This window comes from Xanthomonas sp. NCPPB 2864 (assembly GCF_056675615.1).
Map to the genome: position 1 here is coordinate 17,292 of NZ_JBWWVS010000018.1, position 26,224 is coordinate 43,515.

Here is a 26,224-nt window from a genome sequence, read left to right on the forward strand (position 1 = left end):
CAGGACGACGATGAGCGCAGATCCTTCCCCGCGGCCGGTACCGACGCCGGCCGCCGGCACCGCCCCGCTGTTGCCGCCATTGCTCGGCTTCGGCATCGATGTGCTGATCGCCACCGGCCTGCTGCTGTCGCTGAGCGTGGCCGGGTTTGCGCTCTGGGGCGTGTTCCGCGGCGTCAGTGCCGTGCAGGCTGCCAAGGCGCAGGGCCTGACGCTGTCCTCGAGCGAGATCATGGCCACCATCGGCCAACCCGGCGTGCTGGTGCAATTGCTCACCGCGTTGGTCAGCACCGCCTCGCCGGCGCTGCTGCTGTATTACTGGCGCCGCCGTGCGACCGCAGACGAACACCGGGCCTCGCGCGCCGCCGCGAGGCGTGCCTCCACCTGGGGTTGGACCGCGCTGATCGCGGTTGGCGTGTTCCTGCTCAGCAATCTGGTCAGCGTCGCGGCGTCGGCGTTGGGCATCAAACCGGTGCCGACCAACCTGCCGCTGATGGAAGAAGCCATCAGGCAATGGCCGCTGGCGCTGGTGGTGTTTGCCGTGGCGATCGCCCCGGCGTACGAAGAATTGCTGTTCCGTCGCGTCTTGTTCGGCCGCCTGCTCGCCGCCGGCCGGCCCTGGCTGGGCATCGCGCTGAGCAGCGCGATCTTTGCGCTGGTGCACGAAGTGCCTGGCGTCAGCGGCAACGGACCGGCTGCCATCGCGCAGCTATGGCTGGTGTACGGCGGCATGGGCGCGGCGTTCGCATGGCTGTACTGGCGCACCGGCACGCTATGGGCACCGATCGTGGCGCATGGCGTCAACAACGCCACCGCCCTGGCGGCGCTGTACTTTTTTGGCATCGGCTGAGCCGTTTGACGAAAAGTTAAGACGAGCCTGCCAAAATGCCCCCAGAGTTCAAGGGGGATTGAATGAAAGCCAGGCTGTTGATCGTTGTCGCCGTCTTTGCACTGACGGCATGTGCCACCACAACCTCGCCGACCGGCCGCCGACAGGTGGTGGGAGGCGTCACGCAGGACCAGCTCGACAAGCTTGGCGCCGAATCGTTCGCGCAGACCAAGGCCAAGGAAAAAGTCAGCACCGACGGCAAGCAGAACGCCTACGTGCAGTGCGTGGTCAATGCGCTGGTGGCGCAGCTGCCGCCGCAGTGGCGCGAAACCCGCTGGGAAACCGCGCTGTTCGTGGATAACGAAGCCAACGCCTTTGCGCTGCCCGGTGGCAAGGTCGGCGTGAATACCGGAATCTTCACTGTCGCCAAGACGCAGGATCAGCTGGCTGCCGTGCTCGGGCACGAAATCGGGCATGTGATCTCCCGCCATCACGAAGAGCGCATCACCCGCCAGCTCGGCGCGCAGACCGGCCTGGGCATCATTGGCGCGCTAGCTGGTGCGGCCTACGGCGACGGCGCCGCTAGTGCGGTCAACCAGGTCGGCGGGATGACTGCCCAGACCGTGTTCCTGCTGCCCGGCTCGCGCACCCAGGAAAGCGAGGCCGATGTGGTCGGCCAGCGCCTGATGGCCCAGGCCGGCTTCGACCCTGCCCAGGCAGTCACGCTGTGGCAGAACATGATGGCCGCCAGCGGCAATCGCCAGCCGCAGTGGCTGTCCACCCACCCCGACCCCGCCAATCGCATCCGCGAACTGCAGGCAGACGTCAATCAACTCGAACCGGTTTACCAGCAGGCGCGACAGGACGGGCGCGTGCCGCGTTGCGGCTGATATCGCAGCGCTCACGTACCGAATGTCGCAACACAGCATGGAAACCGTTTTCGGGAACTGAGACTTTCTGCTAAGTTTGCCGGCTCAGATTTTTCGTACAGCGTTTATTCCGCTTTTCGTACCGCCCGACGGCGGCTCGTCCGAGGTGAAACATGAAACTGCTCAACCGCAAGCAAGCCCTGTTGTCCCTGTTCATCGCCGCGTCCCTGGGCGGGGCTGTCGTCACCGACGCGGTTGCGCAGTCGGATCGGTCGTCCGAGCGTGCCAGCCGCAAGTCCAAGAACAGCGGCAAGGCCGAAGAGTTGTATCCGCAGTCCACCCGCGCCGCGCCGACGATCAAGCCCTCCTCCAAGATGGGCAGCAAGCTGCAGAAGCTGATCGAAACCTTCAACAAGGGCGAAGACTTCCCGGCCGTGCGCAGCCAGGCCGACGAGATCCTCGCCAATGGCTCGGCCAACGAAGCCGATAAGGCGCTGGCGTCGCAGCTGGCCGCCCAGGCGGCGTACAACATGGACGACACTGCTGCTGCCAAGAAGTACCTGCAGCAGGCGATCGGCCTGAATGCGCTGGACAACAACGGCCAGTTCCAGTCGATGCTGATGCTGGCGCAGTTGCAGATGCAGGACGACCAGCAGGCCGAAGGCCTGGCCACGCTGGACAAGTATCTGGAAGAGAGCAAGTCGCAGCGCCCGGAAGACCTGATCCTCAAGGGCCAGGCGCTGTACCAGGCCGAGCGCTACAAGGAAGCCATTCCGGTGCTGAAGCAGGCCATCGCCGCCTCGCCCGAGCCGAAGGACACCTGGAACCAGTTGCTGATGGCGTCCTACGCCGAAGCCGGCCAGGCCGGTGAAGCGGTGGCCGCTGCCGAAGCGCTCGCCGCCAAGACCCCGAACGACAAGAAGGCCCAGCTCAACCTGGCCAGCATGTATATGCAGGCCGACCAGATGGACAAGGCCGCCGCAGTGATGGACAAGCTGCGCGCTGCCGGGCAGTTGACCGAAGAAAAGGAGTACAAGCAGTTGTATTCCATCTACGCCAACACCGAGAACAAGGAAAAGGACGTCATCGCGGTCATCAATGAAGGTATGCAAAAAGGCATCCTTAAACCCGATTATCAGACATACCTTGCGCTGGCACAGTCGTATTACTACAGCGACGACGTGCCCAAGGCGATCGAGAATTGGCAAAAGGCCGCACCGCTTTCCAAGGACGGCGAGACCTATCTGAATCTGGCCAAGGTGCTGCATTCGGAAGGTCGCATCCCGGAGGCCAAGCAGGCCGCGCAGCAGGCAATCGCCAAGGGTGTCAAAAAACCTGATGACGCCAAGAAGATCATCAATCTGAAGTAAAAAAGAAAATAAACCCCCGAAATCCCTGTGTTTTTAGTGGTTACAGGACTCGGGATTGGTATAAGCTTGGGGGTTCCTGCGGTGTCAAAGCCGTCCGAAAACCTGGGGATCATCACAGTGATCCGGGGCCCCCACTGAAAGAGCCATTGGCGCATGACGGAACAACTCGTTATCCACAGGCATGACTATGATGCCGGGAACCAGGGTCTGAGCTGGGCCCGCATTATCGGCATTGCTTTCGTAATTGCCTTGCACCTCACTGCACTGATGATGTTGCTGATCCCTGCAGTGGCGCCGAAGGCTCCGGCAGAGAAGGAGCGCACCACCATGGTTACCTTGGTGGATGCACCGCCTCCTCCCCCGCCGCCGCCGCCGCCGCCGCCGCCGGAAGACAAGCCGCCACCGCCGGTCAAGAATCTGTCGCCGCCGAAGCCGTCACCGGTTCCGCCGCCGCCGGAAGCTCCGGTTGTCGATGTTCCCGAACCGCGTCCCAGCGATATCGTCACGCCGCCGAGCCCGCCGGCTCCGCCGCAACCGCCGAGTGACATCGGCGCCAGTGTCGATATCTCGTCCAAGAACATGAACCCGCCGAAGTACCCGCCGGCTGCATTCCGTGCCGGTGTCCAAGGTGAGGTCATCCTGATCGTGGATGTGGATGCCAACGGCAACGTGACCAATGTGTCGGTCGAAAAGTCCAGCCGCAACCGCGACCTTGACCGTGCCGCGATGGACGCAGCACGCAAGTGGAAGTTCAACGCCTCCACTGTCAACGGGCAGAAAGCCGCCGGACGTGTCCGCGTCCCGGTCAACTTTGCTCTGAACTGATCCCACGGGCCGGCCACGGTCGGCCCAGGATCCTGTCTTCCTTTCGCTCCACCCTTCATCACCACACACAACAAAGGTAAGCGTCATGCTGCAGGAATTCTTTATCGCCGCCGCTGCAGGGGGCTCCAATCCGTCGGCCGCCCTGTCGCAGATGGGCTTCGAGCACTTGATCACTGAAATGACGTCCAGCCCCGGCGATTTCGCCGTGTCCTGGGTCGTTCTGATCACCCTGATCGCCATGTCCGCTGCCTCCTGGTACTGGACTGTCATCAACATCTTCCGTGCCACCCGTCTGAAGAGCGCGGCTGACCGCGTCACCACCGCGTTCTGGGATGCCCCGAATGCACAGGACGCCATCCGCGCCATGGAAGAGCAGCCGGCTTCCGAGCCGTTCTCCAAGATCGCACTGGACGCAGCGCAGGCTGCTGCTCACCACCAGCGCGCCGAAGGCAGCACCGGTGGCCTGGGCGAGAGCCTGAGCCGTTCGGAATTCGTCGATCGCGCCCTGCGTCAGGCCGTGACCCGCGAAAGCACCAAGCTGCAGTCGGGCATGACCCTGCTGGCCACCGTCGGTGCGACCGCGCCGTTCGTCGGTCTGCTCGGTACGGTGTGGGGCATCTACGGCGCGCTGATCAAGATCGGTGCAACCGGTTCGGCCTCCATCGACGCCGTTGCCGGCCCGGTGGGTGAAGCGCTGATCATGACCGCGATCGGTCTGTTCGTCGCCATCCCGGCCGTGTTCGCGTTCAACTTCTTCTCCAAGGTCAACAGCTCGGTGATCGCCAAGTTCGACACCTTTGCCCACGACCTGCACGACTTCTTCGCCACTGGTTCGCGCGTTCGCTAATCCGTAGTAAAGAACGACTTCGCAACGATTTAGACGGAGCCCGTTATGGCCTTCAGTAGTGGAAACAGCGGTGGCCCGATGGCCGACATCAACGTGACGCCCCTCGTGGACGTGATGTTGGTGCTGCTGATCATCTTCATCATTACGGCACCGCTGATGTCCCATAAGGTCAAGGTGGAGCTGCCAGAGGCCAACCTGATCCAGAAGGAAGATGCGGAGAAACGCGCCGCGCCGATCACCCTGGCCGTCAAGGAAGACGGGTCGCTGTACTGGAACGACGAGCCGATTTCCAAGGAAGCCTTGGAATCGCGCCTGTCCACCGCCGCACAGCAGACACCGCAGCCGCCGCTCAATTTGCGTGGCGACCGCACGACCAAGATGCGTACGATCAACGAGATCACCAAGATCGCGCAGGGTCAGGGCATGTTGGACGTCGGCTTCGTCGCAACCAAAGAGAAGGGGCAGTAAGCCATGGCATTCAGTACCGGTGGAAACCGCGGCCCAATGGCCGACATCAATGTCACGCCCCTGGTGGACGTGATGTTGGTGCTGCTGATCATCTTCATCGTGACCGCGCCGATCATGACCTACCCGATCGCCGTGGATCTGCCGCAGCGGGTGCTCAACCCGCCACCGCAGACAACCGAACCGCCGCCGCCGATCGAGTTGCGGATCGACGCCAGCAACCAGGTGTTCTGGAACAACAGCCCGACCCCGGTCGCGCAGTTGCAGCAGAAGATGGAAGAAGTGGTGCAGGCCGATCCGACCAATCAGCCGGAACTGCGCATCGACGCCAATGAAGATGCGGAGTACGAAGTGATGGCCAAGGTCCTCGCTGCGGCGAAGAACTCGCAGATGAAGAAAATCGGCTTCATGCAGTAAGACATCGCAAGACCGCAACACAACAGTCATGACGCGACTGCAACGCCACCGGAAACGGTGGCGTTTTTTTATGCTCGATCAATGGGATGGTTGCTGCCGCTATGTTCGACGCGCATGCATGCGGCCGGCTGTTTGCCAGGACGCGATATCCGTTTCCCGGGTACCGGGCGAGTGATGCATGCAGTGACCCGCAGGTCGTCCGCGCAAGCAAACCGCCGGAGCTGCAGCGGCAAGTCGCAACGGCATGCTTCGGAGCTCTGCCCGCCAGAGGCGTCTGCCCTGCCCTTCCCTGACTGCCGACCAGGTGTATGCTCTGAGCGCACAGCACCCACGCTCATAGCACAGGAGGCAGTCATGGCTTTCAGTACGGCAGGCAATCGGGGACCGCTGGCGGAGATCAATGTCACGCCGCTGGTGGATGTCATGTTGGTGTTGTTGATCATCTTCATCGTCACCGCTCCGATGCTGGCGCGGCCAATCACGGTGGACCTGCCACAGCGCAGCGAGCAGGCCCAGTCACGCAGGGACCCGCCTGCACCGATCGGGTTGCGTGTGGACGCCAGCGGGCAAGTGTTCTGGAATGCCAGCCCGATAACGCTGCAGCAATTGCAGCCCAGGTTGATCGAACAGATGCGCCAGGCAGCCGGCAATCAGCCAGAGCTGCGCATCACCGCCAGTGCGGATGCCGAATACGCGGTGATGGCCAAGGTGCTGGCTGCAGCCAAGAATGCGCAGGTGGATCGCATCAGTTTTGTGCAGTAAATGGGTGATTAACCAGCCTGGTAAATCAGCTGTAAGTTATCGATAACGATTGAAACGGGGCAGAGACCCTGCCCCGTTTCAATATCCGATAATCAAGCAACGCATTGACATCATCGACTTGATTATCTCAAGCGCTGATCGATGCGCCGCGCAGTATCTCCAGATACGCGCGCACGGTCGCATCCAGGCCTTGATACAAGGCTTCGCTGATCAATGCATGACCGATCGAGACTTCGAGCACGCCGGGGACAGCGATCAGAAAGTCGCCGAGATTGGCCTGCGACAAATCGTGGCCGGCATTGATGCCCAGACCTGCGGCCGCGGCGCGCTGCGCTGCGTGGGAAAACAGCTTGAATGCAGCATCCGGCTGGCCGCTCAGATGTGCCTGCGCATATGGGCCGGTGTACAACTCGATCCGGTCTGCGCCGAGTGCTGCCGCCTGCGCGATAGCGGGATTTTCGGCATCGACAAACAGGCTGACGCGAGCACCGATGGCCTTGAACGAGGTGATCAGCGTGGCCAGTTGGGCGGTGTCCTGGGCAAAATCGAAACCGTGGTCGGACGTCAGTTGTCCATCGCCATCCGGCACCAGGGTGACCTGTTCGGGGCGGGTGGCACGACATAGTTCCAGCAGGCCCGGATAACCGTCGCGCGGCGGTGCGAACGGGTTGCCTTCGATATTGAATTCGACGCCGTGCTCGCGTGTCAGTGCGCTCAGCGCCAGCACATCGTCGGCGCGGATATGCCGCTGGTCCGGGCGCGGGTGCACGGTGATGCCGTGTGCACCGGCGGCAATGCAGGTGCGTGCGGCCTGCACCACATCCGGATCGTGGCCGCCGCGCGAATTGCGCAACACCGCGATCTTGTTGACGTTGACGCTGAGCTGGGTGGTCACTGCGTCGGTCTCAGGCCTGCGGCTCGCCGTCGCGCGTGGCGTTGAGGGCGGCCGCCTTGCGGGCTTCGGCGATCTCGCGCAGGCGGCGCAGCTCGGCCGGGTCGATCAGGCTACTGGTGTCGCGCTGGGTATCGCCCATGCGCGAGGCGAACCAGCCGCGCGTCCACAGCAACAGCAACAGCAGTGCCACCAGCAGCGAGGCCACCAGCAACCACACGTGCGGCGTGCTGAACGCCAGCACCAGCGCACCCAATGCCATAAGCAGAAACAGCCAGTGCATGACGAGCTCCCCGATCAGTGGCGGCAGTGTAGCGCCGCGCCCGGCATGGTTCCACGTGGGCGCGGCGATGCGGCTCAGAGCAGCGGTGACAGCAGCCGTGCGCAGGCTTCGGGCAGCCGCGATCGCCACAATGGCCGGTGGCGGGCGAAGCGCACTTCCTGCGCCTGCTGCAGGTCGGCGTCGATCAAACCGGCCAGCTCGGCGGCCACCGCCTGGTCGCGGAACAGCATCGACAGCTCGAAATTCAGGCGAAAGCTGCGGCTGTCGAAATTGGCGCTGCCGACGATGCAGACCTCGTCGTCGGCCAGCAACGCCTTGGTGTGCAGCATGCGCGGGCCGTATTCGTAGATGCGCACGCCGGCCTCGAGCAGCTCGTCGAAATACGAACGCGCCGCGTAGGTGACCAGACGCGAGTCGCTGACACGCGGCACCAGCAGGCGCACGTCCAGTCCGCCCAGTGCGGCCGAGGTCAGCGCCATGCGCGCGGCCTCGCCGGGCACGAAATACGGCGTGACCAGCCAGACCCGATGCCGGGCTTCGTGAATCGCAGCGACCATCAGCCGGTGGATGGACTCCCACGACGAATCCGGGCCGGAGACCAGCACCTGCGCGTCGACATCGCCCTGCGCACGGCTCGGCACGTCCTCGGGCCATAGCTGCTGGCCGTGGAAGGCCGCGCGGCCCTGCCCGGTGGCGTACAGCCAGTCTTCCAGGAACACCAGCTGCAGGCTCCGCACCACGTGGCCCTGCAGGCGCATGTGCAGGTCGCGGTAGGCATCGCTGCGGACCTGCTCGTTCTCTTCGTCGGTGACGTTGATGCCGCCGGTGAAGCCGATCCTACCGTCGACCACGACCACTTTGCGGTGGGTGCGCAGGTTCAACCACGGCCGCTTGAACGGCTTGAGCAGCTGGGATGGATGGAACCAGGCGGTCTCCACCCCGGCCGCGCGCAGCGTGCGCAAGCTGCGCCGGGTCATCGCCGACGAACCCACCGCGTCCATCAGCAGACGCACCTTGACCCCGGCGCGTGCGCGCTCCATCAGCGCATCGCAGATCGCGGTGCCGCTGTGGTCGGGCTGGAAGATGTAGTACTGCAGATGGATATGGTCGCGCGCACCGCGGATGGCCTCGATGATGGCCGCATAGGTGGCCGCGCCATCGACCAGCCAGTGCACCTCGGTGGCGCTGCTGGGGGCCAGCCCGGTGGTGGACTGGGCGATCTTGGCCAGCTCGGTGCAGTCCGCATCCGGCGGGCAGACGCTGCTGTAGCTCTCCATGCCCGAGCGCGAACGGCCGCGCCGTAGCCGTTGGCGTTTGACCTTCTGCGGGCCGAGCCAGTAATAGATCAACAGGCCCAGGTACGGCAGCGCCGCCAGCGACAGCACCCAGCTGAGCGTGGCCACCGGCTCGCGCTTCTGCAGCACGATCCAGCTGGCGATCCACAGCAGGTACAGCACGTAGGCGGCGAGGAGAAGCGCTTCGAGGTGGGGAATGGTGGCCAGCCACTCCCAGGCGCCCTGTACGGATGCGAGCATGCGCGGATTCTACGGGGCGCACGCACCACTGCGGTGAGCGTGGGGACGATGCGATCGCCGCGCCGGGTCTGAAAGCTTCATCGTGGCGCGCCCCTGGTCGCATCGATTGAGACCCGCCGGCCGTACGATGCGGCGATGGCAACTGCGATCAAGGGCCGTGGCACGACCGGCCATCTGCCCGGACGCTTCGAAACCACCACCCAACAACCGGTGGACGATGGCTGGTACGCCGACGACGGCGAGGAGTTCGCCGCGCCGGCATTGCGCACCCAGGTCACCGAGGAAACCGCGCGCAGCATCATCAGCCGCAATCAATCGCCGGACATCGGCTTTTCGCAATCGGTCAATCCGTATCGTGGGTGCGAGCATGGCTGCAGCTACTGCTTTGCGCGGCCTTCGCATGCCTATCTCAATCTGTCGCCCGGGCTGGATTTCGAGACCAAGCTGTTCGCCAAGACCAACGCGCCGGAGCTGTTGCGCCGCGAATTGTCGCGCCCGGGCTATGTGCCCAGCCCGATCGCACTGGGCATCAACACCGATGCCTACCAGCCGATCGAGCGCAAACGCGCACTGACGCGGCGCCTGATCGAGGTGCTGTGGGAGACCCGGCACCCGTTCACGCTGATCACCAAGAATGCGTTGGTCACCCGCGATCTGGACCTGCTCGCACCGCTGGCACGCGAGGGCCTGGTCAACGTGCATTTTTCGGTGACCACGCTGGACCCGCATCTGTCGGCCAGGCTGGAACCGCGCGCGTCCGCACCGCATGCCCGCCTGCGCGCGATGCGGGCACTGCACGAGGCCGGCGTGCCGGTCGGGGTGATGGCCGCGCCGGTGATCCCGTGGATCAACGACCATGAGCTGGAAGCGATCCTGCAGGCCGCGTCCGATGCCGGCGCGCACAGTGCCGGCTATGTGTTGTTGCGGCTACCGCACGAAGTGGCGCCACTGTTCCGCGACTGGTTGCAGACCCATCACCCGCAACGCGCCGGGCACGTGATGAGCACGATCCAGCAACTGCGCGGCGGCAAGGATTACGACAGCGCCTTCGGCACACGCCTGCGCGGCCAGGGCGTCTACGCGGAGTTGCTGGCACGCCGCTTCGCCCTGGCCCACCGCCGCAGCGGTTTCGACGCACGCGACATGCCGGCATTGGACACGACCAAGTTCCGCCGCCCCGCTCCGCCGGCCAAGCCGGTGCCGCAATCGCCGCAAGGCAGTCTGTTCTAGGGGCGGGGATTGGGGATTTGGGATTGGGGATTCGTAACAGCAGACGCACTGCAATGACCGGCCCTTACCAATCCCCAATCCCCAATCACGAATCCCCGCCGTACAAGGCACTCGCCGACTGGAACAGGATCCAGCTGGTGGCGATGAACTTGTCGCCGCCGACCGGGCGGTTGCCGCGGTGGGTGTGGGTGAAGGCGGTGGGGGCGATCAGCAGGCTGCCGGTGCGCGGGCGGGCCTTGCGCTGCTGGAACAGGAATTCGGTCTCGCCCTGTTCGAACTCGTCGTTGAGGTACAGCGTCCACAGCAGATGCCGGTGCAATGTGTCGGCGCTGGCATCGCGTGGATACAGCTCGCAATGCCAGTAGGGATAGCCGCCCTGGTCGGCGGTGTACCACTGCAGGTTGATCGCGCCCGGGCGCAGGCAGGTACGGGCCAGGTCGCCCAGCGCCTGGTCGCTCATCTGCGCGATGTCCTCGGCCACCAGCCGGTGCGGGCTGCCGTCGGCAGTGGTGACCTGCAGCATCAGCGGTGAGATCAGGGCTTGTGGATAATGCCGCAGATAGGTCAGTACGCCTTCGAACACCGCTTGCTGCAGGCGGTTTTCCACCGCCGCCCACTCGGCTACACCGCTGATGCGCAGGTCGCGGCTGTGTTTGAGTTCGGGAAACACGCCGCCACCGATACGGCCGGGATGCAGCTGCTGGCTGTCGCGCATGCGTTGCACGATGGCGGCGCAATCCTCGCGCGAGACGGCGCTGTCGGTGATCTGGATGAAGTCGGGTTGGCTCATGCGCACGACCATAGCAATCTGCGCTACCGCCTGCACAGCGCGCCCGGCGGCGCACGCAAGGCAGCAAAGAAAAACCCCGCCGAAGCGGGGTTTTTCGTTACACGCGTGGTGCTACGACGATCAGAACTTGTAGTTGACCGAAGCGGCCAGCACGTCGCCCTTCACCTTGTAGCTGCCCGCCAGGCGGTCGCCGGTGGCACTGCGGGTGTCGCTGGTCGGGTCGCTGGTGAACAGGTGGGTGTAACCGAAGTTGTATTCGGCCTGCTGCGACGGACGCCAGCTCAGACCCAGCGAGACCCACTTGCGGCTCGCATCCGGCACGCGCACGTCGCGGTGCTCGGCGGTGGTCGGGGTCTGGTCGTACGCCAGGCCGCCACGCAGGGTCAGCGTCTCGCTCATGCGGTAGTCGGCACCGATCGAGGCGAAGGTGGTGTCGCGGTAGGAGAAGTCCAGCACGCTGTCGGGCTGGTTGGAGGCGAAGTCCACGGTCACCTGGTCGAACTTGCTCCAGGCGGTGCGGGTGACGTCGGCCATGATCGACCACTGCTCGTTCACGTTGTGGGTGAAGCTGGCGGTGGCGCTGGCCGGCAGCTTGACGGTGGCGCGACCCTTGGTGTCGACGAAGGTGCCCGGCGCGGCAACGCCCAGGACTGCCGCAGCCGGACCCGGCACGGTGAAGTCGGCATCGCCGTCGGTGATCTTGTGCTCTACTTCCGAGCGGTAGCTGAAGCCGATGTGGGTGTTCTCGTCGATGCTGAACAAGCCGCCGAGGGTGAAGCCCACTTCGGTGCTGTCGCCCTTGATGCGCGAGTAGCCATCGGCATTGCCCGGCGCGAAGCCCGGCACGCGGCGCGCGGCCAGCACGCTGCCGAAGTCGACCGCATTGGCCAGGTCGATATCCAGACGCTCGGCGAACACCGAGGCACCGAAGGACACGTACGGGTTCACGTCATAGGAGAACGCGACATTGAAGTCGATCGCCTGCAGCTCGGTCTTGGTGCCGTGGTAGCGGCCGACCCAGTCGCGGTCGTATTCGGTCTTGAAGCCGAACGGCACGGTCAGCGAGGTACCCAGGTGCATGTTGTCGTTCTCGCCGAACGGCACGTGGAAGTACATCGCCGGGACCGGCGCGATCATGCCGGCGTCGCCGCCATTGCCGCCGGAGACCGGGGCGCCGTTGGCGTAGGTGGCGGTGTCGGGCTGGAACTTGGCCGAGAAGCTGATGGCGCTGACGTCGGCCTGGAACAGGCGACCGTCCAGCTGGCGCATGCCGGCCGGGTTGTTGGCGATGATCGAGGCATCGTCCGGGGCGCTGCCCGAACCGGCGAAGGCACGGCCAAGACCCTTGGCGCTGTTTTCCTTCAGCTGGAAGGCGGCGCCGTGGGCCTGGCCAACGGCGAGTACGCCGGCAATACCGACGGCCAACAGGGTGGCGCGGCTGAGAGTGGAAGCGGTAGACATAACGTGGTGCTCTCCGGATAAAGACTGCAGTGGTCGGTACAGCGCCCGCGCCCAGCGCCAAGTGGCTGCTGGAGCGCGCCGGAGACCCCCCCCCGACATACGACGCCGTACGCAGTATACCCACCACAATTAACCGAACAATAACGAAGCACGTTTTGATCGTCTGGACAGGTTAGGGATGGGTTCAGGAGCGTGAACCCGCTAGAGTGCCACTCCGATGTTCGTCTCTCTCCCTTCCCGCAAGAAACCCACCCCGCGCTGGGCAGTGCCGTTGCTGTTCGCAGCCGTCTGGCTGGCCTACCTGTGGTCGATCAGCCGGCCCGGCGAGGCACGCAATACGCTGTGGCTGGACTGGGGCGCGCTGTCCAGCGGCGTGTCCAACCTTGGCGACTGGTGGGCGACGCTGCGCGACGGCAGCGTGCTGCGGCTGTTCACCGCGTTGTTCCTGCATGCGGACTGGTCGCACCTGCTCGGCAACCTGGTGTTCCTGCTGATCTTCGGGCTGCCGGCCGAGCGCATCCTCGGGCCGTGGCGCCTGCTGTTGCTGTTCCTGGTCGGCGGCGCGGCCTCCAATCTGGCGGCGATCTTCGCGATCGGCACGCCGGACCGGGTGATCATCGGCGCCTCGGGCGCGGTGTCGGCGTTGATCGGCACCTATCTGGCACTGTTTCCCGGCGCCAAGCTGGGCGTGGTGCTGCCGCTGGGGCTGTTTCTGGAATTCATCCGGGTACCGGCGCCGTTGCTGATCGGCGCCTGGGCGCTGCTGCAGGTGGTGTTCGCCTATATCGGCCCGGCCTTCGGCATGGTGGCGTGGTCGGCGCATATCGCCGGGTTCGTGTTCGGCATCGTGTACGGGCTGTATGTGCGCGCGGCGATCGCGCGGCGGCTGCGCAAGCGCCACGGGTTCTAGCGCGGCGGCAATCGTACAAGGTGCACCGGGGCGCCGTGTTGCGCCGGCCGCGCGCTGCGTCGCTGCGCGGTGGCGCGCCTATAATTGCCGCATGTCCAAGCCTCTGTACAAAGTCACCTTCCTCAATCACGGCAAGGTCTACGAGCTCTATGCCCGCCAGGTCACCGGCAGCCATCTGTGGGGCTTCAACCAGATCGGCGAGCTGGTATTCGACGTGCACGACGGGCTGGTGGTCGACCCCACCGAAGAGCGCCTGCGCGAAGAGTTCGGCAACACCAAGACGCTGCACCTGCCGATGCAGAGCATCGTGCGCATCGAGGAAGTCGAGAAGAAGGGCCAGTCGGTGATCCGCGATGCCACCACCGGCGACAAGGTGGTCACGCCGTTCCCGCTGCCGACCAAGCCGCGCTGATGCGCATCCTGGTGCCCGACGATTACCAGGGCGCCGTGCGTCACCTGCCCTGCCTGCAGCGCCTGCACGGCCACGATGTGCAGGTGCTGGGCGCGCTGGCCACCGACCCCAACGAATGGGCCGAGCGGCTGGTCGAAGCCGATGCGCTGCTGCTGATCCGCGAACGCACCCGCGTGGACGCCACGCTGTTGCGGCGACTGCCGCGACTCAAGTTGATTAGCCAGACCGGCCGGATCGGTGCGCATGTGGATGTGGCCGCGTGCACCGAGTTCGGGGTGGCGGTGGCCGAAGGCGTCGGCTCGCCGGTGGCGCCGGCCGAACTGACCTGGGCCTTGATCCTGTCGGCCAGCCGGCGCCTGGGCGAGTACCAGCGCGCGCTGCACCAGGGCCGCTGGCAGGCGCTGGGCGATCCCGGCCTGGGGCGCGCGTTGCATGGGCGCACGTTGGGCATCTGGAGTTACGGGCGGATCGGCCAGCGCGTGGCCGGCTTCGGGCGTGCGTTCGGCATGCAGGTGCTGGTGTGGGGCGGCGAGGCCTCGTGCGCACAGGCCGCGCGCGATGGCTTCGACATCGCCGCCAGCCGGCAGGACCTGTTCGAACGCAGCGATGTGCTGTCGCTGCATCGGCGCCTGACCGCGCAGACCCGCTACCAGATCAACGCCCAGGATCTGGCCTGGATGCGTCCGGATGCGTTGCTGGTCAACACCAGCCGCGCCGAACTGATCGCGCCCGGCGCCTTGCTGGCCGCGCTGGATGCAGGCCGGCCGGCACAGGCGGCGGTGGATGTATTCGAACGCGAGCCGGTGCTGGATCCGCGCGACCCGCTGCTGCTGGATCCGCGCGTGCTGGCGACGCCGCATCTGGGCTACGTGGAAAGCGACAGCTATGCGCTGTACTTCGAAGCGGCGTTCGACAATGTGCTGGCATTTGCCGCCGGTGCGCCGCGCAACCTGGTCAATCCCGAGGCATTGGCGATTACGCGATAGCGCGTGGTTGACGCGGTGGTGATCGTGCGCTTGGGGAGGCTTGTCGCGACCGGGGTCGCTCCTACAAGCGCCTTGGGCCCAAACCCGCCGGCGCTGTGGCGGTCGGGTGATCCAGGGATGCGTGCAGGTGGCGTGGCAGTGCCGATGCGTAGCGATCGGGCCTGGCGCGCAGCGGGTGATTCACCCGCTGCGCTGTGGCCGGATTATTTGACCGGTTCGGCTGGCGCAGGCGCGGCAGGTTCCACCGGCGGCGCGGGCTTGGCTTTGTCGGCCGGTTCGCTCGGCTTGTCGGCAGGCTTGGACTTGTCGGCTGCTGCCGGGCGCGCGGCGGCCGGCCTGGGCTCGGCTGCGGTCTTGGCGGCCTTGGCCTTCTGCGCTGCCTGTGCCTTGGCCTTGAGCGCGGCTTGCGCCTTGGCCGCCGAGCCGGGCTGCTTGAGCTCGGCCAGCGCGGAGGCGATCGGGCCATCGCCCGGCAGCACGTCGCCGGCTGTGTAGCCCTCCTCGCCTTCGGCATCGCCACGCAGATGGCCCGGCAGCGTGGCTTCGCTGAAGTCGGCCAGGCTGGCCGGCACGTCGGCATCGCCGGGCTGCGGTTCGGGGGTGAGCAGCACTTCCGGCACGATGCCGCTGGCCTGGATCGACTTGCCACTGGGGGTGTAATAGCGCGCGGTGGTCAGCTTGACCGAGTCGCCGTTGTCCAGCGGCAGCACGGTCTGCACCGAGCCCTTGCCGAAGGTGCGGCTGCCGATGATGCGCGCGCGCTGGTTGTCGCGCAGCGCGCCGGCCAGCACTTCCGAGGCACTGGCCGAGCCGGCGTCCACCAGCACCACCACCGGCGCGCCGCCGAGCAGATCGCCCGGGGTGGCGTCGAACTTGGCATCGCTGATGGAGATGCGCCCGCGCGTGCTGACGATGTTGCCCTTGTCGAGCAGGTCGTCGGCCACCTGCACCGCCGAGGTCAGCAGACCGCCCGGGTTGCTGCGCAGGTCCAGCACCAGGCCGCGCAACTTGCCGCTGGCCTGCAGCTGCTTGAGGTTCTTCTGGAAGTCGGCACCGGTGTCGGCCTGGAAGGTGCTGATGCGGATATAGCCATAGCCCGGCTCCAGCAGCTTGCTGCGCACGCTGGCCACGCGGATGGTCTGCCGCTGCAGGGTCACGTCGAACGGCTTGGGCGCCTTGTCGCGCACGATGGTCAGCACGACCTTGCTGCCGGATTCGCCGCGCAGCGGCTCCATCGCCTTGCTGGCGTCGATCGGCTTGCCGTCGATGGCCACGATGACGTCGCCGGCGCGGATGCCGGCACGTGCGGCCGGGGTGTCGTCGATCGGCGCGATCACCTTGAGCGTGTTGTCCTGCTGCTGCAGCAATTCCACGCCGATGCCGTCGTAGGCGCCGGTGGCCTGCTCGTCGAAGGCTTCGGCATCTTCCTTGTCGAAATAGGTGCTGTGCGGGTCCAGATCCGAGAGCAGGCCGCGCACTGCGGCGTGCATCAGCTTCTTGTCCTCGACCGGGTCGACGTAGGCCTGCTTGACCGCGTTGTACACCGCCACGAAGCGGCGGATCTCGTCCAGCGGCACCTTGGAGACGGCGGCTTCGTTGGCTTCCGGATCGTCCGCAGTGGCCTGGGCGGCGGCGGGACTGGCTTTCTGCGCCCAACCGGGTGAGGCGAACAACGCCAGCGACAGGGCAACGGACAGGACGGCTACGCGCATGAAGCACTCCGACAAAGAGATAAGACGCCCCGCAACGGAGCAGCCTGGATTATGCGCGAAGCCGCGGTAAATCCGCGTTGACTCGGCGGGGCCAGGTATGGCGGCGGTCATGCACCGGCACGCGCGCGGCGTGCGCGCCACTCAGCGGCGCTGCAACCAGCTCGACGGATCCACCGGCTGCCCGTTGCGACGCAGTTCGAAGTACAGCGCCGGCACGCCCTGCCCGCCCGAGCTGCCGACCTTGGCCACCGCTTCGCCGCGCTTGATCGACGCGCCGGCATCGCGCAACAGCGTGTCGTTGTGCGCGTAAAGGCTCATGTAGCCGTTGCCGTGGTCCACGATCAGGATCATGCCGTAGCCGGTCATCCAGTCGGAGAACACCACCGTGCCATCGGCCACCGCGGTGACGGTGCTGCCCTTGGGCGCGCCGATCAGCACGCCCTTGCTGGTATGGCCATCGGGCAAGGTGGCATTGAAGCGCGCCAGCAGGTTGCCCGCCACCGGCCAGCTCAGGCCGCCGACCTTGGGTGCCGGCGCACTGGCGATGACCTTGGGCGGGGTCTTGCCGGGACGCTCGGGGCGCTCGGTCTTGCTGCGTTTGGCCTGCGCGGCGGCTTCGGCGGCGGCACGTTTGGCGGCGGCGCGCCGTTCGGCCTCGGCCTTGGCAGCGGCCGCGCGCAGGTTGGCGAGCAGCTGCTCCAGCGATTTGGCGTCCTGGCCCAGGGCTTTTTCGCGTTCGGCGCGCTGTTTGTAGCGGTCATCCAGCTGCGCGACCGTCGCCGCCTGCTGCGAGCGATCCTTCTGCAGCAATGCGGCCTGCGCCTTTTGCTGCGCACGCGCCGCATCCAGTGCCTGGCGACGGTTGGCGATGTCCTGCTCCACCTTGGTCAGCGCATCCAGCTGCGTGGTCAGTGCCTGGATGCGCTGTGCACGCGCGTTCTGCACGTAGCGATGATCGGCCAGCATGCGCGTGGCATCGCCCACGGTGTCCTGCGACAACAACACCTTCAACGGCGCGTTGCGGCCGACCTGGTCGGCGGCGCGCAATAGCGCAGCCAGCTGCACGCGCTGGTTCTGCAGGCCGCGCTGCAGCTGCGCACGCTCCTGCTGCAGCTTGCCCAGATGCTGTTCCTGCTCGCGCATCGCCGTTTCGGTCTCGCTCAACGCGCGCGAGGTCCTGGCCACCTTCTCATCGGCCTGGCGCAGTTGCTGGGCGGCAGTGCCGCGCTTGCCTTCCAGCTCGCGACGGTCGGCGCTGATGGTCTTGAGTTCGTCGCGCAGCTGCTGCAGTTTGCGCTCGGTTTCGCGCTGGCTTTGCGCACCGGCCGCGGTGCTGCCCAGCAGCGTGCAGGCCAGCACGGTCGCTGCCAGCCACGCGCGGCAGCGACCGGTGGCGGGGGCGGACGGCAGGCGCGAGCGCGGGGCGGGCGACAGGGGCAACGAAAGGTCCAGTGACTTCAGGCAGGTGCGCGATTGTAGCCAAGCATGGTGTGATCACCGCCACGCCCAAGACAGCCGCCGCCGCGCAAGGTTCAGCATGAAGCCCCAGCATCTTCTTCTGGCATTGTCCCTGGTCTGCGCAAGCGCCTGGGCCGACGAGGACATCAGCAAGGTCAACGGCCGCATCAGCGCCGAGGCCGGCAAGGTCTATGGCGGGCTGGACACCGTCAATGGCTCCATCGAGGTCGGCGCCGGCGCGCAGACCCGGAGCGTGGAAACGGTCAACGGCAGTATCCAGATCGGCGACAACGCCCGCACCGGCGATGTCTCCACGGTCAATGGCGCGATCACGCTGGGGCAGAAGGTGGTGGTGTCCGGCGGGCTGGAGACGGTCAACGGCAGCGTGCTGGTGGAGCGCGGCAGCCGCATCAGCGGCGGTGTGGAAACCGTCAACGGCAGTATCGGCCTGGTGGAAACCGAGCTCGGCAAGGGCATCGAGACCGTCAACGGCGACATTACCGTTGGGGTGCGCTCGCATGTGCATGGCGGGATCGAGGTCACCAAGCCGAACTTCAGCTTTTCGTTCAAGCCTGCGCGCAAGCCGCGCGTGGTGATCGGCCCGGATGCGGTGGTCGATGGCCCGCTGGAGTTCGAGCGCGAGGTCAGCCTGTACGTGCACCGCACTGCGAAGATCGGTGCCGTCACCGGCGCCACCGCGCGCAGCTTCGACAGCGACGTGGCACCCAAGGACTGACGCGCTCACCACGGGGCCAGCGCCTAGAATCGGGGGACCTTCGCCGCACGAGGAGTCCCGATGCCCCGCAAGATCCTGTTGTGCCTGGCCGCGACGCTGGCCCTGGCCGGCTGCAAGCGCGAATCCGCCGACGCACCAAGCGCGCCCGCCGCACAGGCGCCGGTGGACACGGCGGCCAGCGCACCGGTCAGCCGCCACACCTTTTCGCCGGAGCTGACCGGCGACGACTTTGCCGAGCTGGTCAAGACGCTGGCCTCGGACGAATTCGAAGGACGCGGCCCCGGCACGCCGGGCGAAGAGAAGACCGTCACCTATATCCGCGATCAGATGCAGCGCATCGGCCTGCAGCCGGGCAACGGCGACAGCTGGTTCCAGGACGTGCCGATGGTGGAAACCACCGCCGATGCGGCCACCGCACCCAGCCTGCGCAGCGGCGAGCAGACCCGCACCCTGGCCTTCGGCACCGACATCGTGGTCGGCACCCGCACCGGCCAGGCCGAGGTCAAGCTGGACAACAGCGAGCTGGTATTCGTCGGCTACGGCGTGGATGCGCCCGAACAGCAGTGGAACGATTACGCCGGCCAGGACTGGAAGGGCAAGACGGTGGTGATGTTCGTCAACGATCCCGGCTTCCATACCGGCGATGCCAAGCTGTTCGACGGCAAGCGCATGACTTATTACGGGCGCTGGACCTACAAATTCGAGGAAGCCGCCCGCAAGGGCGCGGCCGCCGCGCTGATCGTGCACGACACCCCGGGCGCCAGCTATGGCTGGGACGTGGTCAAAAATTCCTGGGCCGGCCCGCAATACGACCTGCCGGCCAAGGACGATCCCGATCCGCGCCTGCCGGTACAGGGCTGGATCAGCGCCGAGACCGCCAAGCAGCTGTTCGCCAATGCCGGGCTGGATCTGGCGCAGGCCTACAAGGACGCCAGCAAGCGTGGCTTCAAGCCGGTGCCGTTGAAGGCGAGCTGGTCGGTGGACCTGAAGAGCACGATCGCGGAGAAATCCTCGCGCAACGTCGTCGGCGTGCTGCCGGGCAGCAGCCATGCCGACGAGGCGGTGCTGTACATGGCGCACTGGGATCACCTGGGCAAACACCCGGGCGAGAGCGGCGACAACATCTATAACGGCGCGGTGGACAACGCCACCGGCGTGGCCGGCATTCTCGAGATTGCCGACGCGTTTGCGCATCAGGATCCCAAGCCGGCGCGGTCGGTGGTGTTCGTTGCGGTGACGCTGGAAGAATCCGGCCTGCTCGGTTCCAAGTACTACGTGGCCAACCCGAGCTTTCCGCTGGACAAGATCGCGGCGGTGATCAACCTGGATGCGATGTCGGTGGCCGGGCGCGCACGCGATGTCACCGTGGTGGGCATGGGCAGTTCGGAGCTGGAAGACATCCTCAAGCCGATCGCCGCGATGCAGGGCCGCACCCTGCATGCCGAAGCCACGCCGCAAAGCGGCTCGTATTTCCGCTCGGATCACTTCAACTTCGCCAAGGCCGGCGTGCCGGCGCTGTATGCCGATGGCGGCGAAGACCTGCGCGAGGGCGGTACTGCGGCCGGGCGCGCCGCCGCCGAAGACTATGGGCGCAATCGCTATCACGCCCCGGGCGACGAATACGATGCGGCCAGCTGGAAGCTCGATGGCACCATCGAAGACCTGCAGGCAGTGTATGGCGTGGGCAAGGAGGTGGCCGCCGGCCAGCGCTGGCCCAACTGGTATGCCGGCAACCCGTTCAAGGCTGCGCGCGATCGCATGATGGCCGGCAAGCCCGCTGCGGGTGCCGCAGCAGCGGCGCCTGACGCCGAAAAGGATACCGCTGCCGAGGGCAAGAAGGCGGCGCCGGCGCGTTGACCGACGCCAGCACCGCATGCGATGTCATGCAGCCGATGCATGGCGTCGCGATGCGGCCTGCAAGGTGAGCGGCAGCGGCGCGCCCGCGTATCGCGATCAACACAAAGGGCCTCCTGTTGGAGGCCCTTTGTGTTAGTTCGTCCTGATCGTGACGGTTGCGGACGAGCTCACGATCCGTGTCGATGCAGTGCGTCGATACGTCGGATCACGTGCCGCCTCCCACTAAAGGATGTCTGTTCGTTGGTGCTCTTCTGAGAGAGGATGCCACCGGCCTGGGAGATGCCTTCAATCGTGCTGACGGCAATGCCTTGCCATCAGCATGGCCGTTCTGTCGGCACGCCGGCGCCCCCGAGATGCGATGGTCAATCGTTATCCACGCTCACCACGTGACCGTCATCCGGATCGACGTGCAGATCCACCTTCTGCCCACCGCGTTGCTCGGCATCGGCCTTCCACAAGCCGTCTTCGAACTTGAGGTCGTGCACGTTGGAATAGCCGCCGGCCGACAGCGCGGCGCGGATATCTGCCTCGCTCAGTTTGGAAGTGGTCTGATCGCCGTACACGCGGCCGGTCACCGGATCGATACGCACATCCACGTCCTTGCCGTCGCCGCTGCGTGCGTCGGCGGTCCACACGCCATGTTCGAACTTGACGTCGTGCACCTTGGTATAGCCCTTGTCGGTCAGCATGCTGGTGACCTCGCGGGCGGTCAGCGCCTTGGCCGGCTTGTCGGCGGCGGCCTGCGCAAACGCGCCCTGCGCTGCCAAAGCGAGTGCGCCGATCAGCGCGGTCTTCATCAGTCGATGTGCCATGTGATGCTCCTGCAGTGAAGTGCGCCCATGCTGGACGCGGTCTTATCGCTGCCAGGTGAATGGCCGTCAGAAGCCGCAGCAAGAGTTCAGTGAGCTCAAGTTTCGGTGATGATGCGCTCGGGGTACGTCCGATGGCGCACGCACGTTCGTACGTTCATCAGCCAGTGGTTTGCGGCATTGCGGCGCAATGGGCGCGTAGTGTGCTGGGAGCGACGTAAACGGTGTCACATCGAAACCGTCCTGCCCGGCCTGTCATCCAATAGATAGCCAGTGCGAAGATGCAAAAGAAGCGAGCCGCCTTGCGGCGGCTCGCTCGACTCAACCCATCTGCCTCACATCACGGAATGGCACGTGTGGCGCGTACCGCCTGCGGCGAGAGGATGGACATCTGCGGCTTGTCGGTGCCGTCCTTGTTGGGATGCACGCTGTACTGATAGCTGACGTTCCACCACGAACCGGCGGCCCACCAGGTCCAGCCCGACCAGACATCTGCATTGGCATCGATATAGCGGAGCATGCCGCGCAGTGCCTCATTGCAGACGGGGTTGTTGGCGGTGCCGAATTCGCCCAGAAACCCGCGCCTGTGGTTGGTGCGCAGCCACTCGGTGAAACTACGCAGACGCTCGACACCGATGGTGGCACTGACGCAGACATTGGTGGTGCCGCTGGAATCGGCATCCAGGTATTGATGCACTTCGAACGCGTAGCGATCGAGCGGATCGTAGATCGAAACCAGTGCGGTTGCGTTGGAATAGCCGTCGTTGGTGGGCGAATACCAGCTGTGCGCACCGGTCCATAATGCGCCCGGCACCAGAATCAGGTTGTTCGCACCGGTGGCACGAATCGCATTGATGCCTGCCTGTGCAGTGGCAGCCCAGGCGCTGGCCGAGACGCCATTGGGCTCATTCATCAGCCCGAAGATCACCGCGTTGTCACTGGGAAATGCCAGCGCAAGGCGGCGCCACAAATCGGCGAATGTGGCGATCGGCACTTCGTCGCCACCGATCTTGTAACCGTAGTATTTGCCGTAATTGTGGATGTCCAGCACCAGATACATGCCCGACGCCTTGGCGCGTGCCACGGCTTGCTGCACCAGGGCCAGTTGGGTCGGATCCAGTTCACCGCGTGCACTGGGCTGCAGACGTTCCCACAGCACCGGCAGGCGGATCGTGTTCATGCCGACGCCGGCGAAATAGGTGTAATCGCTGGCCGAGGCATACATATAGTCCTTATTGAGGACGCCGGGTTTTTTGGACGATGCGAATTCGGCGCCGGATAAATTGACGCCGGCATACGTCAGTGCGCGTGTTTGTGCGTAGACGGGTGCGAATGTGCCGAACAGAATGCAGAGCAGAGCGCAGCGGAAAACGGTGCGCAGCGTTTGAGAGACAGCAGACATGAAACAACTCCTTCGACGACGGGGATGGTGTGTCGCAGCGGTTTGCGTGCGATCTGCGCGAGGTGCGCCACACCTGTCGTAACCAATGCATCTGCCGTGCCTAAACGCTCACCACATCGAATGTGAATTAAATGTGTAGGCTGGGTCGCAGTCACTTACCGCAAGGGTCACGTTCTGGAACAGCACGCTGTGACGCGCCGCGCTGAAAAGCGGTCGCGCACGCTTGTCGACACCGCCATCGCATGCATGGCGCTGTCGAAAAATCGGCGGACGGATGCGCTCGCCGTCAACGGCGCGACGTCGGATCACTGACGTTGCACCGCTGTTGCGCGCGCGCACGTAGCGAGCGCTAGAGTGCGCGCTGAGTGCTGGCGTTTTATTGCGTGAGGACAGTGCTCACCGCGGCTGGGCACGGCTGCTGCCTGGCATCGGCATGTACCGGGCGTACATGCGTGAGCTGGGTGTTTGCTGCGCAGCGTGCGACGGTTACCCATCGCACGCTGCTTGCTCCGACTACTGGGTGATGCGTTTTGCGCGCGCGCTCAGGATCGACATCTGCGGCTTGTCGCGGCCCTGCGCATCGGGCTGCACGTTGAAGGGGTAGCTGCGGTTCCACCACGCGCCGGCGGCCCACCAGGTCCAGCCCACCCATACGTCGCGGTTGGTTTCCAGATAGCCCAGCATGCCGTTGAGTGCGCTATTGCAGGTGGCGTTGTTGCCGGTGCCGAACTCGCCGAGAAAGCCCTGCTTGTGATTCAGACGCAGCCATTGGGTGAAATTGCGCAGGCGTTCGGCACCGGCGGTGCTGCTGACGCAGCCGGCACTGGTGCCGCTGGAGTCCGTGTCCAGGTACTGATGCACTTCGATCGCGTAGCGATTGAGGGGGTCGCGAATGGAGGCCAGCGCCACTGCGTTGGACTGGCCGGCAACGGTGGAATACCAGCTGTGCGCGCCACTCCATAGCGCGCCGGGCACCAGGATCAGATTGTTGGCACCGGTCTTGCGGATGGTGTCGATCGATGCCTGCGCGGCGTTGGCCCAGGATTGCGGATTGATGTCGTAAGGCTCGTTCATCAGCCCGAAGATCACGCTGTTGTCGTTCTTGAAGGCGATCGCCAGGCGTCGCCACAGATCGTTGAAGGTGCTGATCGGCACGCGCGCGCTGCCGATCTTGTTGCCGTAATACCGGGCGTAGTTGTGGATATCCAGGATCAGGTACACCTTGGCCGCCTTCGCGTTGGCCACGGCCTGGCGGATCAGTGCCAGCTGCGCCGCATCCAGCTCGCCACCGGCCTTGGGTTGCAGGCGCTCCCACAGGATGGGCAGCCGGACGATGTTCATGTGTTTGCCGGCGAAGTAGCGGTAATCGCTGGCAGCCGGATACAGATAGTCGACGTTGAGCACCCCGGGCTTTTGCGAGGATTTGATTTCGGCACCGGAAAGATTGACGCCTGCGTACTTCAGGCGGTTCTGTGCCTGTGCGAACGGCACACCTGCAAGCAGCACGATGACAAGCAGCAGCAATGACAACGCACGGCTGGACAGCCGGCGCGTCGGCGTGGGGGAGGGCAGCATGGGTGACTCCTGAAACATTCGCGGGGGAGATGCATTGCCCTGGCATGGACCTGCCACGTGCATGACGACACTGCATCGCGTTTCACCCTAAGCGCATCGAGACATTCAAACTACGAATGCGAGCTATCACTTAATTGGAGCTGTGAGCGACTTCGCGTTTATTGCCAAACATGCGCACGCTTTGTTGTGGTAAGGCGACACCGCACGGTCACGCGCATTGCATGCCGATTGCAATCTGCGCCGAATCGCTGCGGAAATACGCCGCTTCCCGCATCGCTGGACCGCCATGGTGCGATCGCAACGCTGCAGGTCGATGGCGCCGTGCGCCTGGCAGCGGTGCGCATCGCAATTGCGACGTACGCCGCATTGCGCGGGGAATTATCAGAACGCAACGCGCAACGCGCGGCGCAGCACCTGCAATCGCCACCGCGCTGCTGCGCGATCAACGCGCACGCACATGCAAAAGTCACCTGGTGCGGTCGCGCAACCTCGGCACTTGCCATGTGCACCGCGCACTAGGTGTGGGCGGCGTCATGCTTTCGGCAGCGGGCAGCCAGTGCACCTGGTGCAATAAGAAGATCGGATTGCGGCTGAGATGGATGCGGCGCGCGGTCTGCAATCGCTGGTGGATGTCATCGGTGACGCGTGGCAGGACAGGGCGCATGGCGCGCAAAAAAAACGGTGGCCGCAGCAACCGCTGCGACCACCGTGATCGAGCGGACCGCGCGGCTTACTTGGTCGCGCGGCGGGCGTACTTGCTCAGAATCGACATCTGCGGCTTGTCGCTGCCGTCCTTGCCCGGCTGCACGGTGAAGAAATATTCCGGCTTCCACCATGCACCAGCGGCCCACCAGGTCCAGCCCAGCCACACGTCGCTGTTCTTTTCCATGTAGGTCAGCATGCCTTCCAGCGCCTGGTCGCAGACCGGATTGTTGGCGGTGCCGAACTCGCCCAGAAAGCCCTTCTGCTTGTTCTCGCGCAACCAAGCGGTAAAGCCGCGCAGCTTTTCCTCGCCGACCGTGGCGCTGGTGCATACCGGTTTGGTGCCGCTGTAGTCGTTGTCCAGATATTGGTGCGCTTCGAAGGCCAGGTTATTGCCCGGGTCCTTGAGGATTTCCAGCGCCTTGGCATTGGAGACGCCATAGTTGGAGCTGCGCCAGCTGTGCGCGCCGCTGTAGGCGGTGCCCGGCACCAGGATCAGGTTTCTGGCGCCGGTCTTGCGGATCGCGTTGATCGCACCTTGCGCCGCACTCGCCCAATCGGTGGCGGAAATGCCGTTGGGCTCGTTCATCAGCCCGAAGATCACCGACTTGTCGTCCTTGAATTCGAGCGCCAGCCGGCGCCACAGATCCGCCACCGCGGCGGTGGGCACCTCGCTGCTGCCGATGCGCTTGCCGTTGTACTTGGCGTAGTTGTGCACATCCAGGATCAGGTACTGCTTGTTGGCCTTGGCCGCATCCACCGATTTCTTCAGCAGCGCCAGTTGCGCCGGATCCAGATCGCCGTTGAGCTGTGGCTGCAGGCGTTCCCACAGGAACGGCAGGCGAATCGTATTCATGCCCTTGCCGGCGAAATAACTGAAGTCCGACGCGGCCGGGTAGGTGTAGTCCTTGAACAGCGTGCCGGGCTTCTTGCGTGAGTTGAACTCGGCGCCGGACAGATTGACGCCGACATACTTCAGGCCGCTGGATTCCTTTCCGGGGCGCGCAGGCTCCTTGGCGTGCGCCAGCGGCAGTGCGGCCAACAAGGTCAGTGCGAGTGCGGCACTGCGCAAGGATGGGAGGTTGGGGGGAGA

The 26,224-nt window shown here is 65.1% G+C and carries 25 protein-coding genes; 14 read left to right on the forward strand and 11 right to left on the reverse strand.

Translation table 11 applies throughout. The features are described 5' to 3' along the window. The first annotated feature begins 10 nt into the window (after window positions 1-10). The 8 genes from AC1KVE_RS20570 to AC1KVE_RS20605 all read left to right on the forward strand — a co-directional run bounded on the left by AC1KVE_RS20570 (window position 11) and on the right by AC1KVE_RS20605 (window position 6,381). Window positions 11-847 carry a CPBP family intramembrane glutamic endopeptidase gene (locus AC1KVE_RS20570; RefSeq protein ID WP_102255252.1) on the forward strand — a complete coding sequence of 279 codons (837 nt, stop codon included), beginning with the start codon at window positions 11-13 and terminating at the stop codon, window positions 845-847. A 62-nt stretch (window positions 848-909) separates the two neighbouring features. Continuing rightward, window positions 910-1,716 (forward strand): M48 family metallopeptidase, encoded by an 807-nt coding sequence (locus AC1KVE_RS20575; protein WP_016901838.1) that lies wholly within the window; start codon window positions 910-912, stop codon window positions 1,714-1,716. A gap of 152 nt (window positions 1,717-1,868) precedes the next feature. Further along, window positions 1,869-3,065, forward strand: coding sequence for a tetratricopeptide repeat protein (locus AC1KVE_RS20580; RefSeq protein ID WP_481092498.1), 1,197 nt, complete (start codon window positions 1,869-1,871; stop codon window positions 3,063-3,065). A gap of 153 nt (window positions 3,066-3,218) precedes the next feature. Beyond that, on the forward strand, window positions 3,219-3,890 hold the full coding sequence (locus tag AC1KVE_RS20585) for an energy transducer TonB (RefSeq protein ID WP_046345197.1): 672 nt from the start codon (window positions 3,219-3,221) through the stop codon (window positions 3,888-3,890). A gap of 85 nt (window positions 3,891-3,975) precedes the next feature. After that, entirely contained in the window at window positions 3,976-4,737 is a 762-nt protein-coding gene (gene exbB / locus AC1KVE_RS20590; protein ID WP_005912445.1) for a TonB-system energizer ExbB, read from the forward strand. Window positions 4,738-4,782: 45 nt separating this feature from the next. Further along, complete coding sequence (locus AC1KVE_RS20595) at window positions 4,783-5,205, forward strand: ExbD/TolR family protein (protein ID WP_011035268.1); 423 nt, start codon at window positions 4,783-4,785, stop codon at window positions 5,203-5,205. A 3-nt stretch (window positions 5,206-5,208) separates the two neighbouring features. Continuing rightward, the gene (locus AC1KVE_RS20600; RefSeq protein ID WP_011035269.1) at window positions 5,209-5,619 is read left to right on the forward strand and encodes an ExbD/TolR family protein; all 411 of its coding nucleotides are present in this window, start codon (window positions 5,209-5,211) and stop codon (window positions 5,617-5,619) included. A gap of 354 nt (window positions 5,620-5,973) precedes the next feature. Beyond that, window positions 5,974-6,381: an ExbD/TolR family protein gene (locus AC1KVE_RS20605; RefSeq protein WP_184614941.1), complete on the forward strand. Its 408-nt coding sequence runs from the start codon at window positions 5,974-5,976 to the stop codon at window positions 6,379-6,381. 127 nt (window positions 6,382-6,508) lie between these two features. Here the strand turns inward: AC1KVE_RS20605 and AC1KVE_RS20610 are convergent, their stop codons facing one another. The 3 genes from AC1KVE_RS20610 to cls all read right to left on the reverse strand — a co-directional run bounded on the left by AC1KVE_RS20610 (window position 6,509) and on the right by cls (window position 9,091). Continuing rightward, window positions 6,509-7,276, reverse strand: coding sequence for a pyridoxine 5'-phosphate synthase (locus AC1KVE_RS20610; protein ID WP_184614939.1), 768 nt, complete (start codon window positions 7,274-7,276; stop codon window positions 6,509-6,511). A gap of 10 nt (window positions 7,277-7,286) precedes the next feature. After that, window positions 7,287-7,556: a hypothetical protein gene (locus AC1KVE_RS20615; protein ID WP_024939143.1), complete on the reverse strand. Its 270-nt coding sequence runs from the start codon at window positions 7,554-7,556 to the stop codon at window positions 7,287-7,289. Between the two features lie 74 nt (window positions 7,557-7,630). Further along, window positions 7,631-9,091 carry a cardiolipin synthase gene (cls, locus tag AC1KVE_RS20620; RefSeq protein ID WP_046345200.1) on the reverse strand — a complete coding sequence of 487 codons (1,461 nt, stop codon included), beginning with the start codon at window positions 9,089-9,091 and terminating at the stop codon, window positions 7,631-7,633. Window positions 9,092-9,226: 135 nt separating this feature from the next. Between cls and AC1KVE_RS20625 the strand changes: the two genes are divergently transcribed. After that, complete coding sequence (locus AC1KVE_RS20625; protein WP_481092499.1) at window positions 9,227-10,321, forward strand: PA0069 family radical SAM protein; 1,095 nt, start codon at window positions 9,227-9,229, stop codon at window positions 10,319-10,321. 85 nt (window positions 10,322-10,406) lie between these two features. Here the strand turns inward: AC1KVE_RS20625 and AC1KVE_RS20630 are convergent, their stop codons facing one another. Both AC1KVE_RS20630 and AC1KVE_RS20635 read right to left on the reverse strand, forming a co-directional pair. Then, window positions 10,407-11,111, reverse strand: a complete 705-nt coding sequence (locus tag AC1KVE_RS20630; RefSeq protein WP_481092500.1) for a 2OG-Fe(II) oxygenase — start codon at window positions 11,109-11,111, stop codon at window positions 10,407-10,409. A gap of 120 nt (window positions 11,112-11,231) precedes the next feature. Then, window positions 11,232-12,572 (reverse strand): outer membrane protein transport protein, encoded by a 1,341-nt coding sequence (locus AC1KVE_RS20635; RefSeq protein WP_024939140.1) that lies wholly within the window; start codon window positions 12,570-12,572, stop codon window positions 11,232-11,234. Window positions 12,573-12,789: 217 nt separating this feature from the next. On the opposite strand from AC1KVE_RS20635, the gene AC1KVE_RS20640 reads away from it, so the two are divergent. The 3 genes from AC1KVE_RS20640 (at window position 12,790) to AC1KVE_RS20650 (ending at window position 14,880) form a co-directional block, all read left to right on the forward strand. Next, a complete protein-coding gene (locus AC1KVE_RS20640) occupies window positions 12,790-13,482 on the forward strand; it encodes a rhomboid family intramembrane serine protease (RefSeq protein WP_024939139.1) in 693 nt (230 codons plus the stop codon). Window positions 13,483-13,573: 91 nt separating this feature from the next. Beyond that, window positions 13,574-13,894: a DUF1820 family protein gene (locus AC1KVE_RS20645; RefSeq protein WP_016901574.1), complete on the forward strand. Its 321-nt coding sequence runs from the start codon at window positions 13,574-13,576 to the stop codon at window positions 13,892-13,894. Next, on the forward strand, window positions 13,894-14,880 hold the full coding sequence (locus AC1KVE_RS20650) for a D-2-hydroxyacid dehydrogenase family protein (protein WP_481092501.1): 987 nt from the start codon (window positions 13,894-13,896) through the stop codon (window positions 14,878-14,880). Before AC1KVE_RS20645 ends, AC1KVE_RS20650 begins: the two co-directional genes overlap by 1 nt. Window positions 14,881-15,083: 203 nt before the next feature. Here AC1KVE_RS20650 and AC1KVE_RS20655 read toward each other — a convergent pair whose 3' ends face one another. Then, entirely contained in the window at window positions 15,084-16,592 is a 1,509-nt protein-coding gene (locus AC1KVE_RS20655) for a S41 family peptidase (protein ID WP_481092502.1), read from the reverse strand. 141 nt (window positions 16,593-16,733) lie between these two features. Next, window positions 16,734-18,032 (reverse strand): murein hydrolase activator EnvC family protein, encoded by a 1,299-nt coding sequence (locus tag AC1KVE_RS20660; RefSeq protein ID WP_180969530.1) that lies wholly within the window; start codon window positions 18,030-18,032, stop codon window positions 16,734-16,736. A 97-nt stretch (window positions 18,033-18,129) separates the two neighbouring features. On the opposite strand from AC1KVE_RS20660, the gene AC1KVE_RS20665 reads away from it, so the two are divergent. After that, window positions 18,130-18,786: a DUF4097 family beta strand repeat-containing protein gene (locus tag AC1KVE_RS20665; RefSeq protein WP_046345204.1), complete on the forward strand. Its 657-nt coding sequence runs from the start codon at window positions 18,130-18,132 to the stop codon at window positions 18,784-18,786. Window positions 18,787-18,846: 60 nt separating this feature from the next. Next, complete coding sequence (locus AC1KVE_RS20670) at window positions 18,847-20,643, forward strand: M28 family metallopeptidase (protein WP_102250631.1); 1,797 nt, start codon at window positions 18,847-18,849, stop codon at window positions 20,641-20,643. A 362-nt stretch (window positions 20,644-21,005) separates the two neighbouring features. Here the strand turns inward: AC1KVE_RS20670 and AC1KVE_RS20675 are convergent, their stop codons facing one another. The 4 genes from AC1KVE_RS20675 to AC1KVE_RS20690 form a co-directional block, all read right to left on the reverse strand. Next, the gene (locus AC1KVE_RS20675; RefSeq protein ID WP_065033291.1) at window positions 21,006-21,455 is read right to left on the reverse strand and encodes a PepSY domain-containing protein; all 450 of its coding nucleotides are present in this window, start codon (window positions 21,453-21,455) and stop codon (window positions 21,006-21,008) included. Between the two features lie 337 nt (window positions 21,456-21,792). Next, a complete protein-coding gene (locus AC1KVE_RS20680) occupies window positions 21,793-22,854 on the reverse strand; it encodes a glycoside hydrolase family 5 protein (RefSeq protein WP_054591745.1) in 1,062 nt (353 codons plus the stop codon). 513 nt (window positions 22,855-23,367) lie between these two features. Then, window positions 23,368-24,357: a glycoside hydrolase family 5 protein gene (locus AC1KVE_RS20685; protein WP_481092521.1), complete on the reverse strand. Its 990-nt coding sequence runs from the start codon at window positions 24,355-24,357 to the stop codon at window positions 23,368-23,370. A gap of 802 nt (window positions 24,358-25,159) precedes the next feature. Beyond that, on the reverse strand, window positions 25,160-26,224 hold a 1,065-nt coding region (locus AC1KVE_RS20690), incomplete at its 5' end, for a glycoside hydrolase family 5 protein (RefSeq protein WP_481093110.1).